General features: G+C 39.2%; 10 protein-coding genes. 6 read left to right on the top strand and 4 right to left on the bottom strand.

Going from position 1 to position 16,373, the window contains the following annotated elements:
- Positions 1-9 precede the first annotated feature (9 nt).
- Complete coding sequence (locus tag QQK09_RS11235) at positions 10-501, top strand: hypothetical protein (RefSeq protein ID WP_284204236.1); 492 nt, start codon at positions 10-12, stop codon at positions 499-501.
- A 14-nt stretch (positions 502-515) separates the two neighbouring features.
- Here QQK09_RS11235 and QQK09_RS11240 read toward each other — a convergent pair whose 3' ends face one another.
- Positions 516-1,706 (bottom strand): GNAT family N-acetyltransferase, encoded by a 1,191-nt coding sequence (locus QQK09_RS11240; protein ID WP_284204237.1) that lies wholly within the window; start codon positions 1,704-1,706, stop codon positions 516-518.
- Between the two features lie 111 nt (positions 1,707-1,817).
- Between QQK09_RS11240 and pdxR the strand changes: the two genes are divergently transcribed.
- Both pdxR and QQK09_RS11250 read left to right on the top strand, forming a co-directional pair.
- On the top strand, positions 1,818-3,284 hold the full coding sequence (gene pdxR / locus QQK09_RS11245) for a MocR-like pyridoxine biosynthesis transcription factor PdxR (RefSeq protein WP_284204238.1): 1,467 nt from the start codon (positions 1,818-1,820) through the stop codon (positions 3,282-3,284).
- 125 nt (positions 3,285-3,409) lie between these two features.
- A complete protein-coding gene (locus QQK09_RS11250; protein WP_284204239.1) occupies positions 3,410-4,993 on the top strand; it encodes an FMN-binding glutamate synthase family protein in 1,584 nt (527 codons plus the stop codon).
- 68 nt (positions 4,994-5,061) lie between these two features.
- Here the strand turns inward: QQK09_RS11250 and QQK09_RS11255 are convergent, their stop codons facing one another.
- Together QQK09_RS11255 and QQK09_RS11260 are read right to left on the bottom strand one after the other, a co-directional pair.
- A complete protein-coding gene (locus QQK09_RS11255; protein WP_284204240.1) occupies positions 5,062-6,930 on the bottom strand; it encodes a PhoX family protein in 1,869 nt (622 codons plus the stop codon).
- 225 nt (positions 6,931-7,155) lie between these two features.
- On the bottom strand, positions 7,156-9,234 hold the full coding sequence (locus QQK09_RS11260) for a DUF4962 domain-containing protein (protein WP_284204241.1): 2,079 nt from the start codon (positions 9,232-9,234) through the stop codon (positions 7,156-7,158).
- Between the two features lie 815 nt (positions 9,235-10,049).
- On the opposite strand from QQK09_RS11260, the gene QQK09_RS11265 reads away from it, so the two are divergent.
- Positions 10,050-11,213: a chemotaxis protein gene (locus QQK09_RS11265; protein WP_284204242.1), complete on the top strand. Its 1,164-nt coding sequence runs from the start codon at positions 10,050-10,052 to the stop codon at positions 11,211-11,213.
- 58 nt (positions 11,214-11,271) lie between these two features.
- On the opposite strand, the gene QQK09_RS11270 is transcribed toward QQK09_RS11265, so the two are convergent.
- Positions 11,272-13,386 carry a methyl-accepting chemotaxis protein gene (locus tag QQK09_RS11270; protein ID WP_284204243.1) on the bottom strand — a complete coding sequence of 705 codons (2,115 nt, stop codon included), beginning with the start codon at positions 13,384-13,386 and terminating at the stop codon, positions 11,272-11,274.
- A gap of 586 nt (positions 13,387-13,972) precedes the next feature.
- On the opposite strand from QQK09_RS11270, the gene QQK09_RS11275 reads away from it, so the two are divergent.
- Together QQK09_RS11275 and QQK09_RS11280 are read left to right on the top strand one after the other, a co-directional pair.
- Positions 13,973-14,638, top strand: coding sequence for a response regulator transcription factor (locus QQK09_RS11275; RefSeq protein ID WP_284204244.1), 666 nt, complete (start codon positions 13,973-13,975; stop codon positions 14,636-14,638).
- Position 14,639: 1 nt separating this feature from the next.
- Positions 14,640-16,058 carry a sensor histidine kinase gene (locus QQK09_RS11280; RefSeq protein WP_284204245.1) on the top strand — a complete coding sequence of 473 codons (1,419 nt, stop codon included), beginning with the start codon at positions 14,640-14,642 and terminating at the stop codon, positions 16,056-16,058.
- Positions 16,059-16,373: the final 315 nt, after the last annotated feature.

Consider the following 16,373-nt stretch of genomic DNA (forward strand, 5'->3'; position numbering starts at 1 on the left):
TAACTTGAGATGAATAAATATACCAATACCTTACTCGTTTTTATCCTTGCGGTTGTGTTGATTAACCTCGCGTTAACGGTTTCAATATTAACGAAGCAAGAGCAACCAGCAGTTAATATTGTAGATAACTCTGTTGAACAACTTGATAGCGTGATCGCCAAAAAATGGGGTGAAAAAGTGAAAAGTTTATACAACCAACAGGATCACCAGGCCCTTTATGCTTTATTTGATAATCAGGCTAAAGTAAAAATTAGTCATCAACAATTACAGATCCAATTAAATAAGCTCTATCGCCTATTTGGTGAGATCCAACAGAGTGCCTTTATCAGTGCCGATAAAATTGGTGAAAAGAACAAGCAAGTGTTTTATAGACTCATTTTTAATGTGCGTGTCCAAGAGAATAATAAACGCCCGGCTACCTTAACCCTCTCTGTTATTATTAAAGGTGATGAGATCACACTGTATGGTATTCGCCTTAATGGCTCGGTAGCGTTAGATTAAGCGCGTAATAGATACTATTTAGCTAAATGTGCTGCAGCAAGCGAGAGTTTACCCTTGTTAACTAAGCTTCCTGCAATCGCTTGTTTCACGCGTATTGGCTTTTGACTATCAAGTTTGAATATTTTATCAACGCGTTCGATGTTAATCTCAAAACAGAGAATATTCGCTAACATGCTATTTATCATTTTTGCGGGTTGATCATCCATAGACCAGCGTTTTCCCTCTAACGCTTCAACCTGCATCTGCACTTGTCTTCTGTTTTCATTCTTTGCTAAAAAAGAAAATTCCCCACTGATATGGAGACGGCGATAGTTCCATGTTGGCACCTTAATATTTTCATCTAATAACGGTGAGATATAAGCGTCGTCTCCTTGAAAAACTACGGTAACATTTGTGCTATTTTCTAATAACCAAAGTAATTTGTTGTGGATGCTCATATGACCTATTAAACGGTTATTTTTTCTGTCTAATCTCACTGGCAGGTAAATAATTTGCTCATGTAAATTATCGTTACTTGCAATAATCAGCTGTGCTAATGGGTATTCTTTGATGAGTGACACGTGTTTATCAGTTAATAGGTTTGGTTGCTTTTTACTCACCTGTTTAACAACTGTATTTTGAATGATTTTATTTTGTAACATTGCTTTAGATTGTGGCCATTCATCGGTTAATAAACTGAATAATGCCGTATTACGGTATTCACCGGTCGATAATAAACGATGGTTTCTTAATATTCCTTCGAATGTTGCACCTAAACGACTAATTGCGTTACGTGATTTTTGATTTTTTTCATGGGTGCGTAATTGCACTCGCACTGCACCGAGCTCTTCAAATGCATGGCTGAGTAATAACAATTTACTATTACTGTTGATGTGACTGCGTTGAAATTTTTCATTAATAAAAGTAAACCCAATTTCAATGCCACTATTTTCAGTGTCGATACTGCAATAACGTGTGCTTCCTACCAAGCAACCGCTGGCATTATCAATAATCGCAAACATAACCTGTTCACCTTTAGCGACTTGGGCTAATGAGTGACGTAGCCATTGCTCTGCGGTGGTTAATGTTGCGCATTGGTGAGGAGGAGTCCACCGCCAAATATCATCATTTTTTCCCGCTTCATAAAATGCTTGTAGATCATTTATGGTGATCGGTTTTAGTGTCACTGCTTCATTTGCTAAGGTAATCGGTGTTGGTTGTCTCATGCTCGCCTCTTAACTGGTTAAATATTATGCTCATTGTGACTAACTCTGGTACGTTATAAATAACCAGAATGTAAATAATAGTTAGACCAGTAGTTGGGGTAAGTGGGGCAAATGAAAACACTTAATATCAAAGCAGTGAGTGATGAACAGAAACAGGCAAAATACTTGGCGATTAGTCAAGCTATTCGCGAAGCTATTAAATGTGGGCAGGTAATATCATCAGAGCAGCTACCCTCTGCAAGACAACTTGCCGAACAACTTAAAACAAACCGTCACACTATCATGGCTGCATATAATGAATTGATTGCTCAAGGCTGGATTACCAGTAAGCAGCGTAAGGGTTATTTTGTCGCAGCGGATCTGCCGGTAAATAGTTCTCTGCGAAACAAGCCGATGGAGACACTTCCGGCGCAACCATTCAGATGGAAATTCACTAAAAACACCGATCCAAGCACAATTCAGACAACGGCTTCATATCGATATAACTTTGCTGGAGGTACGCCAGATATCAGCTTATTCCCCTTTCATGAATTTAAAAGTTATGTCGGAGATGCATTTAGCAGACCGAATATTAATGAATTAAATTATGGTAATACAGCAGGATATACGCCGCTGATAACACAGGTTACTCAATATTTACGTCGAGCAAGGTCGATCACAAACCGTGAAATAGTGATCACTAATGGCTCGCAAGAAGCCTTGTATATCCTTTCTCAGATTCTGTTATCGCCCATATTAAGTGTTGCCACTGAAGCGATGGGCTATGCACCTGCATGGCGATGTTTTACAAGTTCGGGCGCGAGTATTATCTCTATCAAGCAAGATCAGCAGGGCATGATTCCAGAGGCGCTTGAGCAAGCGATTGAAAGGCAGATCCAAATAGGACAACCGATCGCATTGGTCTATCTGACGCCATTACATCAATATCCAACTACGGTTACCTTGCCTGTTAGTCGACGCCATGCCATTTATCGTATTGCAAGCAAGCATAATATTGCCATTATTGAGGATGATTATGACCATGAGTATCACTATCGCTGCCAACCATTAGCACCGATTGCAAGTGATGATCCTAGTGGGTTAGTTATTTACCTTTCTACTTTCTCTAAGGTGATGTTTCCTGGCGTACGCATTGGCTTTATGGCATTAGATAAAACGCTCAGTGATGCCGTTGTTAATTATAAAACCATCATAAATCATAAAGTGAGCGTACCAATGCAAGATGCGATAGCACGTTGGATGCAAGCAGGGGCGTTTGAACGTTACTTAAGAAAAGCGACAAAAATATATCATCAACGCCGTGATTTTATGGTGCAGCAACTAACTCATTACCAACAACTGGGCAGGGTTAAATCATTTACTATTCCAGATGGTGGGATGGCAATGTGGGTTGAACTTAATGAAAGTGCGGAATTGTTAGCTAAAACGGCATTATCTGATGCTATTTTTATTCAGCAAGAGGGGCAATTTTTAGTAGATAAAACCCAAAGTAAAGATCGATTTATTCGACTCGGTTTTGCAGGGTTATCGACACAGGATATAGCATCTGGACTAAAATGTATTTTTAAAGCTAGGTAAAAATTAATGCGTTTAGTGTCGTATATTCAAGCATCAATACTCAAAAGAATGAAATTTAACTATTAATGGTTCGGTCTATTCAACACTGCACGCATACATTCAATATCTAAAAAGGATTCTACGTTATGACAATGCGCGAAGCTTTCGTCAAATTTTCGATTGGTTCAGTTATTTTAATTGCCGCTTTATCGTTGCTATATCAGCAATGGTTATGGGTTTATGTGGTATTGATTCCGGTGATTTTGGTCGGCTTTTATGACATGGTTCAACATAAACAATCTATCCGTCGTTTATACCCTGTATTTGGTCGATTTAGATACTTGTTAGAATCAATTAGACCTGAGATTCAGCAATACTTTGTTGAGAATGAAACCAGCGGGACACCGATTCCAAGAGAGTTTAGATCGTTAGTTTATCAACGCTCAAAAGGAGATAGAGATACGCGTCCTTTTGGTACTATTTTTGATGTAAACCGTGATGGTTATGAATGGGTAAATCATTCAATGCAACCTAAACACCTTTCAGATTTTAATCCGCGAGTTAAGTTTGGCGGGCCCGATTGTTTGCAGCCCTATATGTCCTCTCCACTTAACATATCAGCAATGAGTTATGGGGCGTTAAGTAAAAATGCCATTATGGCTCTTAATCGCGGCGCAAAAATTGGTGGGTTTTCTCATAATACTGGGGAGGGTAGTATCAGCCCTTATCATCTTAAGCACGGTGGAGATATCGTCTGGCAGTTAGGCACTGGCTATTTTGGCTGTCGGAATGATGACGGTCGTTTTAACTCGGAGACTTTTGCAGAAAATGCGCAAAAAGAGGTGGTTAAAATGATCGAAATTAAATTATCTCAAGGTGCGAAACCTGGACATGGCGGGATACTACCTGCGGTTAAATTAACCGAAGAGATCGCCGCTATTCGCCATGTACCAATGGGGCAAGATGTTGTATCACCACCATCGCATAGCGCCTTTTCAACACCGATTGAATTATTACATTTTATTAAAAAATTGCGTGACCTCTCTGGCGGTAAACCTATCGGTTTTAAGCTTTGTGTCGGTCGACATGATGAATTTATTGCTATTTGTAAAGCGATGAAAGAGACGGGGATTTTGCCTGACTTTATCACCGTAGATGGTGGTGAAGGTGGAACCGGTGCTGCACCTACTGAAATGACCAACTCTGTTGGTACACCGATTCGCGATGGTTTGATTTTTGTAAACAATGCATTAATAGGTTTTGGATTAAGGAAACAGATACGTATCATCGCGTCAGGAAAAATGTTTTCAGCATTCCACATATTAAGAGCGATTGCCTTAGGTGCAGATACGGTAAATTCAGCACGCGGTATGATGATGTCATTAGGTTGTATTCAAGCACGTACCTGTAATACTGACCAATGCCCAACAGGCATTGCAACGCAAAATCCTTCTCGCAACAAAGCGATTGTTGTCACCGATAAAGCACTGCGTGTTGCTAATTTTCAACGTGAGACGGTAAGGAATTTAGTTGAATTGGTTGGCGCAGCTGGCCTTAATGGTATTGATGAGCTTAAACCGAAACATATTAACCGTCGAGTGCAGGGAACCGATGTACAGCATTACGCACAACTTTACCCAACAATAGAAGAAAATGCATTGCTAGATGAAGCGCAGATCCCTGAAAGTTGGCGTGATGATATGCGTGAAGCTAACGCAGCATCTTGGTAGATGAGTACGCATATTGTTTGTCGAAATTATAAAAATGCCCAGTGAAGATTCACTGGGCGATTTAGTTATTAAAACTTACTGCCTATCACACCGCCATCATCTTTATTAATCATTACGATAGTGGAGCGAGGTTTATTATCACCGCCTGCTGGGAAGTTACCGCTTGGATGTTGTACGCCAACAAACATGGTTTTTTGATCCTCTGAGAAGGTTAACCCGGTTATTTCACAACCCGTTGGACCTGTTAAGAAACGACGAATTTCACCAGTTTCAGGATCACCACATAACATTTGATTATTACCTTGCCCTGCAAAATCGCCTTCGTTGGAATAGTTACCATCGGTTTGAATCCATAAACGACCTGCTTTATCAAAACCGATACCATCAGGGCTATTAAACATGTTGTCTTTAGTAATATTCTCACTGCCAGCGTATAAATTACCTTCATGCACCGTTGGGTTACCGGCAATAACATACAGATCCCATTTAAAGGTTTCGGCTGTATGATCATGATTTGTTGGAGCCCAGCGAATAATTTGCCCATAATGGTTTTCTGCACGAGGGTTAGGCCCTCCTACCGTTTGTCCCTCTTTGATACCACGATGTTTATTATTGGTTAAGGTACAAAAAACATGCTTTTTATCAGGATGAACGGCTACCCATTCAGGTCTATCCATGGTGGTTGCGCCCACTTGCGTTGCTGCACGTCGTGCAAAAATAACCACTTCAGCTTGGCTGTTAAAGCCATTTTCTTTCGTTAAGCCGTTCTTACCATAGGTTAGTTCCAACCATTGGCCATCGCCTTCTAGTTTATCTTTTTGCATACCAAACTTAGCGACATATAAAGTTCCCTCATCTAACAGGTCACGGTTTTTGTTATCATTACCTTCAACAAATTTTTCTTTTGATACAAATTTGTAAAGATGTTCACCGCGCTCATCATCACCTAGATAGATAACAACATGGCCATCATCATTAACAACTACAGCCGCATTTTCATGTTTAAATCGTCCCATGGCGGTACGTTTTTTGGGTGTTGATGTTGGATCCGTTGGATCGATCTCAACAACCCAACCAAAACGATTTGGCTCATTAGGATTTTTAGCTAAATCAAAGCGCGGGTCAAAGTTGTGCCATTGATATTTACTCTGTTTAGCTTTAACACCGTAGCGTTGATGATCCGCTGTTAATGGTGTTCCTTCCTGTGCACCAAAAAAGCCATTAAAATTTTCTTCACAGGTTAGATAAGTACCCCAAGGTGTTTTTCCGTCTGCACAATTATTAAACGTGCCTAATACTTTTTTACCCGTTGGGTCTGCTGCTGTTTTTAGTAGAGCGTCACCTGCCGCTGGACCTGTTAACAGCATTTCAGTATTGGCAGTGATACGACGATTTGCACGGCCAGTTTTATCCATTACCCATTGCCCGTTGTTTTTAATTATTTCGACAATAGTGATACCAACAGCAGCTTGAGATTTTTTAACATCATCTGCAGTCATCGATTTTCCTTGATGATCAAACAGGTACTTATAATTGGTGTATTCATTGTTAATGGCAAGGATGGCACGATCATTAGATAGTGGAAATATGCCCATACCGTCAGTATTATCGCCAAATTGTAGCGCTTGTGCCGTTGAGTCTTGTTTACCATTAGCGTTAAATTCAGGGGCATTGGCAAAAATAGGATCACCCCATGACATCAATGTGCTACTGCTATAACCCTGCGGCAGGGTGATGCGATCACTGGTTGAAGTAGTAATTGAGGTAAAGTTTAATAAGTTGCTATCCATACTATTTGCGATCGCTTTAACGACTGGGTTTAATGCCAGAAATGCCCCTGCACTTGCGACTACTGAACCGAGTAGAAACCCGCGACGAGATAAACGAGCATTAACCATTTTGCTAAAATCAGACTCTTTCTCTGTATAGTTTGTCATTACCTTTCCTTGTATTGTTACTTAAGAACATTGATCAATACTCGCTACTTTATGGTATTTATGTGACAGTTTTGTGATGGTTGTTGTTGATGAGCATAGTAGTGACGTAGTGTCAGAATATTTATAAGAGTGGGGAGTAGAAAAATAGATAAAAAAAGGCCGCCTATATTGCTATAGGCGGCCTTTTTTAATTGTTGCTTAATTAATCGTTACATAACGTAGCGATTAAAGCTCGATAGTGACTACTTCACCATCGATAGTCAGTTCTAAAGTATTACCTACTAATTTGTGGCTAACTTCAGTTTTTGGACCGTTAACTTTGCTTGGTACTAATAGCGTTAAGATGTTGTGATCTTTTTTCGCTTTAAACTTAGCTTCAACATGGCGATGAATTTCTAGGTCTTTGTATTCAGCTGGGTCTACTTCACCGAAACCTTCAACTGGATCAATTGATAATAAATCTTGCTTACAATCATTGATGAATTGAACGTCTAATACCGCGTTATCACCAACAATTTTGAATGAATCTGTTGCAGCTTCAGTCTTGAATGTCGTGTGTAATAACCAAGTTAGATCTTGCTCAGTTTTTAAAGTAGCAGTATCACGCATTACGAATACTTTACCTTTAGCAAACCAAATTTTACGCTTGTAAGATTCTAATTCTGGGTTATGGAATTGGTATGAAGTTGACGCATCACCTTCAACAAATAACACTTCAGATTCAGTATCGTAATCGCTGATTTTACCGCCAGCTTCGATACAGTAACGATCTTGATGCTGACCTTCAAACTTAGTTGTTGTGTTCTCTGCGTACTGACCTTTACCATCAAATAATGGTAGGTTTTTAGAGAACGTACGACGACGCCATTTAATATGCATGTCAACACCGAAACCACCGTAGTAACCAGTGATTGCAGCTAGCGTATCGCCAAATGCATGTAATGTGTATGCATTTTGGTCGCCGTGTGAATGACTGATTGAACCAAATGGGCTACATTTGTAAACCATGTGGATGTGCTCTTCACGGTTAGTCATGTTGCTATGGAATGCTGCCCAACCAGTGATTGGGAATACTTTTAGTAGCGGCTCATTTGATGGCGCAACTTCAGGCATATCGTTCCATAGGTAATCAAAACGTAGATCATCATAACCAAAGTCCCACCAACCGAAGTTGTAGAATTTTGTATGTGCTTCAGTATCACGCGCTTTAAGTTGGTTGTAGTACCAAATGTACTCAGGCTTGTTGTTTACACCAGCAAAATGTTTGATGTTGTAAGCAAGTTTAAGACCTGGGAAATCACCAATACTTGATTGGTCACAGAAGCTAGCACGCTTAGAGTGAACAGGCATACAGTAAAGTGGGAAATCACCTGTGTTTTTGTAGAATTCTTTATTAAACATGTTAATAGAAGTGTAGCTTTTCAGTAGATCGAAAGCTTCACCTAAGAATGCCATTTGTGTATTCCAGTAATCTGGACCCTCAGCCCATGCGCCGTCTTTACCGCCCCATGGTGGGTAATGTACTGCGTAGTACTCGATACCGTATTCGATGTATTCACGTGCTTTAGGGTGCTCACCGTAAAGTGCGATACATGTTGGGATAACTGCAGAACTGATACTACGAACACCGTGGCTGTTAAGCGGGTTAGCTAGTAGATCAACAGTTACTTTAAGGTGATGCATGATTTCGTCTAAACGAACGATTAGTGCATTTTTAACGATTTCACGTTCTTCTACTGAGAAGTGAGCGTTTAGCCAATCGTAGCCCCATGCCATTGCAGCGATAATACGGAAAGCCGCTTCATCGTTGTAACCACGAGAAGTAACACCTTCTGGATCGTAAGAAGCTAGTTCTAATGTCCATGCTTTTGCTTTAGCGATGATTGCATCATCTTCTAAAACGATACCAGCAATAGAAAGGTTACGAGTTGCGTTGAAAGCTTCTTGACAGCTAACGTACATTTGACGCCAGTAAGGACGCCATAGAGATGCTTTACCAACCGTTTCTTCTGGGTATGCTTTAGGTTCTGCGTAAGGTGCAACGTCCATGAACTTGTTTGTAGAGTTGTTCATGAATGCATCAAACTTACAGTAGCCTGCATCAGTTTTCAGGTTTGCACGGAATGCAGGAAGATCTTTGCTTTGGACTAGAAGACGAGGGTGCTCAAGACTTAAGTTATCAAGGAAAGATAGATCCGGTTCAGTTTGTTGAACTTTAATTGGCATACAATCAACAAGATTACCTGCTGATTTGTCGTTTTCTAATTTGATCGCTTTAATCGCGTCAAAAGACTTATTAGACATGTTAGACCTCTAATTTATGGAGTTAATTTTAGCAATCAAACCCTGCGTAGATGCTTTTAAAGGCACAAAAAACACAACAGTTAACTGTTGTATTTTTTTCGCAGAAAATTGATTTCCCTGCCGTTGCTCTATTTCAATGCAACGAGTTTTTTAGCTGTATGGGTAGGGTTTCAATATGCATACCCTATCTATAAGTAATTTATATCATTTGTATTACTATATTACAATGTTGGCTGTGGTTAATAAATCAGAGTAAATATTCTGATATCATTTAAAATCTCTATGTAATAAATATCTAAATAAAAACATATCGCAATGATTTATAAGGCATTAAAGATACTAATACAGTCTGTGCTTAAGGCTGTTTTTAAATTTCAAATATAACTGAATCAGATGAAATTGATACGAAAATTATAGTGTGATCTTTAGCTCAAAAAATAAAACTGATCTGATTTAGATACTTACAGTAGAGATTGTTATGCTAGATCAACTTCTTTTAAGTTGCTCAAGCAGATGAAATTATATTCAATAATTTGACTCTCTTCCACTCATTAGAGGGTTGAATCCTACAAAGACGATTTAATCATTCTCGAGTTACAAACATATAATTCTCAATAGGGTCGTTATTTATGAAATCAGATGACGTTAACTGAACGTGAATATTGTTTATGTTTGATCGGTCGCTTAACTCTCATTTTAACCTTTATAAGTGCGATGTATTTTTATTTTAGAATCAGCGCTAAATAACTATAGGTTATAAAAAATTGTATTTAAAAAACATTACTAACATTAAGAAAAATGGATTACTGACACTGATGATGCTAATAACCTTAAGTGGGTGCTCATTATTGGAAGTTAAACTAGAGAGCGGGATTGTGCCTCTACCTCAAGATCAACTTAATATGCGCGTATTTAGTCGCGATTTTAGTCAGAATTTTTACAGTGAAGTCGAGCACAGTGCAGATCAAATTGCAGTATTAGGTGATCAAGATGAGCAACCTTCAACGCCTGAAGCGATTACCCTCAAATCAAATAGTTTGATGTGGAAAATTAACAGTGAGCAAGCATTACAGCGTACGATATTCCAATCATCACCGGTTGCTGCCATGGTCGATACGTGGGTATTAACAGCACAAATGAATGCATTTTTTACAACCGGTAACGGTAGTATGATATTTGCAGAGCATCAAAATATTGCGATTGCTTCAAGTGAACGTTTACAAGCGAACTTTGAGCGTACCGTTAAAGGCTTTGTGAAAGCGTCTGAATTTAAACAATATCAGGTATTTGTAACGCAGTACGTGATTGATAATCCGATTGCTGATATCACCTTTACACGTGTATCTGCTTTTAATGATTGGCTTGCGTATCGTAATATTAGTGAACTTGAAGCGGTAACGACTTTTGGTACGGTGCCAGAGGTGATGAGTGATGTCTCTGATCGAATGGCGATGATTTCTGATCAAATGCCTAAAATATTAACTTGGAAAGCAGAGTTATATGCACTTCATTCCAATATTAATGCTGAAGAGTTACAAAAAACTTTAGCAAATATCAGTGATACTTCCGCACGCTTTCAAGACATGATGGAGCAAAGCCCTGAAATGATGGCAGGATTAGCCGTTGATTTACGTCGTGAACTAACGCCATTATTAACGCAGTTAAGCGACTCAACGGATGATAAAATCGCACAACTATCGGTGGAGCGTCAAGCACTCACCTTAATGGTGAAAAGTGAGCGTGTGGCATTAGAGGAGATGGTGACACGTGAGCGTATTGCTGCGGCCGCTAATTTGGATGAACTTTCCAAGCATACGGTTGAAGTCGTTTTTCAAGAGTTAACTAATACGTTGAAAAGTTTAATTTTGTACTTTGTGTTATTCCTTGGGGTGATCTTCTTTGCACCATTAGGATTAGGTGTATGGTTAGGCAAACGTATGGCGCTTAAACGTCAATCACCACAACAGAGTAGTGATTAATTTATTGGTGAATTGTTCAACAAGGTCACCATTGATGATGACCTTGTTATTCAACAGATCACTTTCTATCACTTACCTGAAAGCGTCCAATTAATTTATTGAGACGCAACATGGCATTTTTAACCAATGTTGTACGTCGCATTAATTGCTGTGATGAGACCTCCATTGTTAAAGTACTGGTTTGTGCTTCTTTGGCGGTTTCACCATGTTGTTGGCTGTTACTGGCGATGTGACTCATTGTTTCAAACATATTTTCAACCGATACTTTTAATTTCACGCTTCCTTCACCAGAGTCTAATGCGAAATTATCTTGATCAACATTTTTAACGCCTTGCTCCATGTAGTTAACCGCCATTTGTGATTCTTTACTTAGCTTGGTGGTTATTTTACCAATATGGCTAGCGGCTTCTGAAGTGCGGGTTGCAAGGTTGCGTACTTCATCAGCCACAACCGAGAAACCGCGTCCATGTTTACCTGCACGTGCTGCTTCAATCGCTGCATTAAGGGCGAGTAGATTAGTTTGTTCCGTGATCCCGGTTATTAGTCCAACAATTGCACCAATCTCCTTCATTTCTGAATTCACATCATTAACACTGGCTGCAGAAGCTAAAACGATCTCTTTTATTTTAGCTGTATTGTTAATTGCTTGATTATATTCTTGTTGTGCGTTTGCTTCGACATCATGCATGAGTTGTTGCATAGTTTGCGCAGAGATAGTGGCATTCGCTATCTCATCTTGTTGTCCACTAGAAAGTGCTAACATTGAGCCAATAGATTGGCTGGTTAATTTGCTAGCACTATCAACACTGATACAACGACGTAACATCGATTCACTCACCTCATTTACCTCTTTCGAAGCATCGATCATCTCACTGACCATATTGTCGAGGTTATCGATAAAACTGTTTGTCCAACGTCCTAAATCACCTGATTCATCAGCACTTAGGGTGGAGTTATCAAAGCGCTGTTTTAAATTTGCATCACCCTCTGCCAGTGTTTGCATCACAGCAACCATATTACTAAGGCGGGTTGTGAGCGGTTTAATCGCAAAATAACTTAACCAAACTAAGCCAAGAAGAGAGGTCAGCACTAGCAATAAATTACCTTGTAGTGGTGGTAAAGTGAACCAGCTCTGGGCAATAAAACTGCTAATAACCGGGAAACTCATTGCAAAACTAAGCTTTTTAGAGATCGTATAGGTCAATGAACGGTGACGATAGACCTCCTCTAAATCGGCTTCACACATCATTCCCCATACATCTGGGCTGCCCTTTAATTGAAAGGTCACACCTTTACCGATCACAGGAATATGACGGTAATCAGAGTAGCCTGGGTAACTAACATAAAGGTTATTACCATGACGTATGGTCTCTCTGACGCCTGGGTGAAGTTGTTTCGTTGCGGGATCGGTAAAGCGTATCTCAAATTCAGTATGTTCGCGTATTTTTACCATTCCCCAGTCCGTGTGAACACCTGATTTGAGGTTTTCTCCATGGGAAAAAGTATTATCTTCAAAACGCGAGCGTGATAGGGCGGTACCTGTTTCAATATTGGGATCTAATTTAGAGTCCACCATAAAAATATAGTTATCACCTGATTCACTGTATACATGTCCTGCTTCACGCTGGATAAGATCGCCCATCACATCATTCGGCACTCGCCCACAAAGACAGCCGATTATTTTGCCATCAACTTCTAGTGGCTGATAATACATTAGTGTAACGGCATCATGGAACGAAGAGCTAGAGGGACCGATACTTTGTGTTTGTTGGTCAATATAGGGACCATGCAAAAAAGGAGCTTGTAACCCTTTGGCAAGAATTGTTGGGTCAACCTTTGGTTTTGTCTGGTAACTAGAGCAGGAAAGCTGTGCATTTGAGAATACTATAAACAGTTCTGAAAAGTCGTTGTTGCGTTTTAATAAACCTTGCAGAGCTGATTGCCATTCATCTTCTGGTTTTGTTGCAATATATAAGCAGGCATCGGAGAGAAAATCCCATTGCGAATTTACCCAAGACGCCAAAATACGCACACGTGTATTAGCGATGTTGGTGAAGGTTTCTGCGATAGCCTGCTCTCGACCTCGGTTAAGCCAGCATGCTTTTTTCATCGAAAACTTCCCTGTTGCCCCAAACAAGGGCAGCCAATGGCGCTCTTTCGCGGTTAAATCCATATTTATTTTACTCTTTCAGTTCAAATTAATTTATTTCTCTTAAAATCAGTAGCTTGCAAAAATCAATCCAAGTGGTGTGGTTATTTTTTTTACTATTTATTAAACAAATTAAAACTTAAGAGACTGATAAATAATGGCTTTATTTAAATTTGTTTATTTGGACTTTTATGTGGCAGATAATTAACTGTAATTTTTGCGATATAGTAGTGCGTTGATGCACATTGTTGGTGCGTCTCATTGTTGCAACTGAAACTTATTAATGGAGAAAAAAACAGGCTGTTGGATATTTTTGCTCTAAAGATTCGCCTGTTTATAAAGCCTTGCAGGGTAAATTTAATATTTAAATGAAACTCTAATTTTAAGTAAGATATAATAGGGCTGTTGACCTTTGCTGTTTTAATTTTGAACCCGAAGGGCTGCATTTGTTGACTCTTTCTACTGCGTTTTCGCCTATTTATGTGGAACAACCACACTACATAGGCTCAGCCTTGTATAAATAGCTGCAAAAACAAACTTGAAAGATCAACAGCCCCTAGCGATGATTAATTGTTAGATGATGTCCAATGTATAAAAAAGGTGTACGTTTGTGATTGTACTGGTAGTTGAAGATAATAGAACCTTAGCGGGTAATATCAGTGAATTTTTAGAAGCTCATGGTTTTGAATGTGATTATGCAGATAATGGTAATCTCGGTTTAAGACTGGCGATGACGCAAGCTTTCAATGTTATTATTTTAGATCTGATGCTGCCCGGTAAAGATGGTATGTCTATTTGTACTGAACTGCGAAATTCAGGGATTACAACACCTATTCTAATGCTTACGGCAAGGGATTCATTAGAAGATAAACTACAGGGCTTTAATGCGGGGGCCGATGATTATCTAGTGAAACCTTTCGATCTGCCTGAGCTTGTTGCACGAGTGAAAGCATTGAGTAAACGTGTTAATAAGCAGGAGAATAAATTAGTCGTTAATGACTTGTCGATGGAGGTTGATCTACGTATTGTGACCCGTGCAGGACAAAGGATTGAATTAAACAACGCTTGCTGGAAGATACTTGAAGCGTTGATGAGAACTTACCCAAAAGTCGTCACGCGCCAACAAATTGAGCAAGTGGTTTGGCCGGATCAACTACCCGATTCTGATGTACTTAAATCACATATTTACAAACTGCGTCAGCAGGTTGATAAGCCATTTGATAGTCCATTAATTCAGACGGTAAGAGGTGTTGGCTTAGTATTAGGATCTGAATAGGATGAGTCATAATAGCTTAAAATATCAGTTCAAAAAGCAGTTGATAATCAGTGTCGGATTACTGGTTCTGATCTTTTCATTCCTGCTTTATCAGATTCTTTTTATTGGTATTGGTGCCTCCATGCATCGTGGCATGATGTCGATGACAGACCATTATGCACAGCAATTAGAAGCGGATCCCAGCTTTCCACTGCCTCATAATGATGATTTTTCTATCTACGTCGGTAGGGAAACCCTTCCTGCTGAAATAGAGCAGATGTTTGATATCGACACATTGCCCCCTTTTAGCTTTTCAGTTCATGATGACAGTAAGTTAAGTGAGTTATTTAGACCGCAAAAGATTACTTTTTTAGAGACTCGCCCATTAAAAAATAATAAAGGCATCCTCTATTTGGTTTATCACGATAGAGATCCTCAAAGAGCGCCGCCTCCACGCCATGGAAAAATACCATCTCATCTTTTTTTACAAGACCATCCTCCGCAACATGCAGAGAAGGTATTACCACCAGGCCCCCCCCCTAAAACACCGCTTATAAATGTTCCTAACTCTATAATTTTTATAATATTATTGGCTACCTTATTAGTGTATTGGATAGTGCAGCGTTTGATTACATCGGTATTGAATCCTCTCAATGAACTGGCACTGATGGCTAAAAGTTTGGATGAAAATAATCCTGAACTGTCATTTTCGGTGATGCAGAATAAAACTGAAATCGGTGCGGTTGCAAAAACATTACATCAAACGATGCAGCGCATTCACCAATATCATCAAAGAGAAAAGCAATTTCTACAAAATGCGAGCCATGAACTACGTACGCCAATCGCTGTTATCTCCTCTGCGCTGGATATTATTGATTTAAGGGCAAGCCAAGGAAACCATGATATTGCTGATCAACATATCAACATCAGAAGAGCAAACAAAAACATGACTGAAATGACCAGTGCGTTGTTATTGTTGAGTGATAAAAATAGGAGTATTCGAAGCTTAGACACTATCGATTTAAAGCAGTTATCGACCTCTATTATCGAAGAACACAAATACTTACTGAAAGATAAAAGGGTGTTTATTGACCTTATTGGTGCTGATAACGAAACTCATGAATTACCGGGTACATTATGCAGAATTGTATTGAGTAATCTGATTCGTAATGCCTTTGAACAGACATTATCTGGTGGGGTTAGCGTAGATATATCTGGACGTAAAGTACTGGTGACGAATACAAGTAGTGCCATATATAACAATGAAGAGGGGGAGATAGAGCTGGAGAAAAACTATGATAAAGGCTTTGGTATTGGTTTGGATATAGTGAAAAAAATTGTAGAACAACAACAATGGCAACTACACTTTTTTGCTGATGTGAAAAAAGGCTGGCAAGTGGTTATCAACTTCGAAAATAAAACACTGAGCGATAAGCAATAGCATTTATGTAATATGGTGCTCAGAGCCCTTAAGATAGTTCGCTTGAATACAACGGTGCAATCTACTTTTTTTATTTCCTAGATTGTACCGTGCGACACTTTCCACTGACGGCTTATAAAGGTAACCGTATTGGGTTTATTCCAATTAAATCAATAGCGTAAGAATATAACTAAGTGCTAACTCTAAAAAAATATTAGTCCCCAATAGAATGCATTAGCTCATCAATACCAAACTCACTAATGATCTGTTCAATCTTACTGGTTAAAAGACGTTATTTTTTAGAGCTCAAATAAGCACTAAAATAATTAAATTAAA

The sequence above is a fragment of the Psychromonas marina genome (assembly GCF_030161115.1).
In the GTDB taxonomy this organism is placed as follows: domain Bacteria; phylum Pseudomonadota; class Gammaproteobacteria; order Enterobacterales; family Psychromonadaceae; genus Psychromonas; species Psychromonas marina.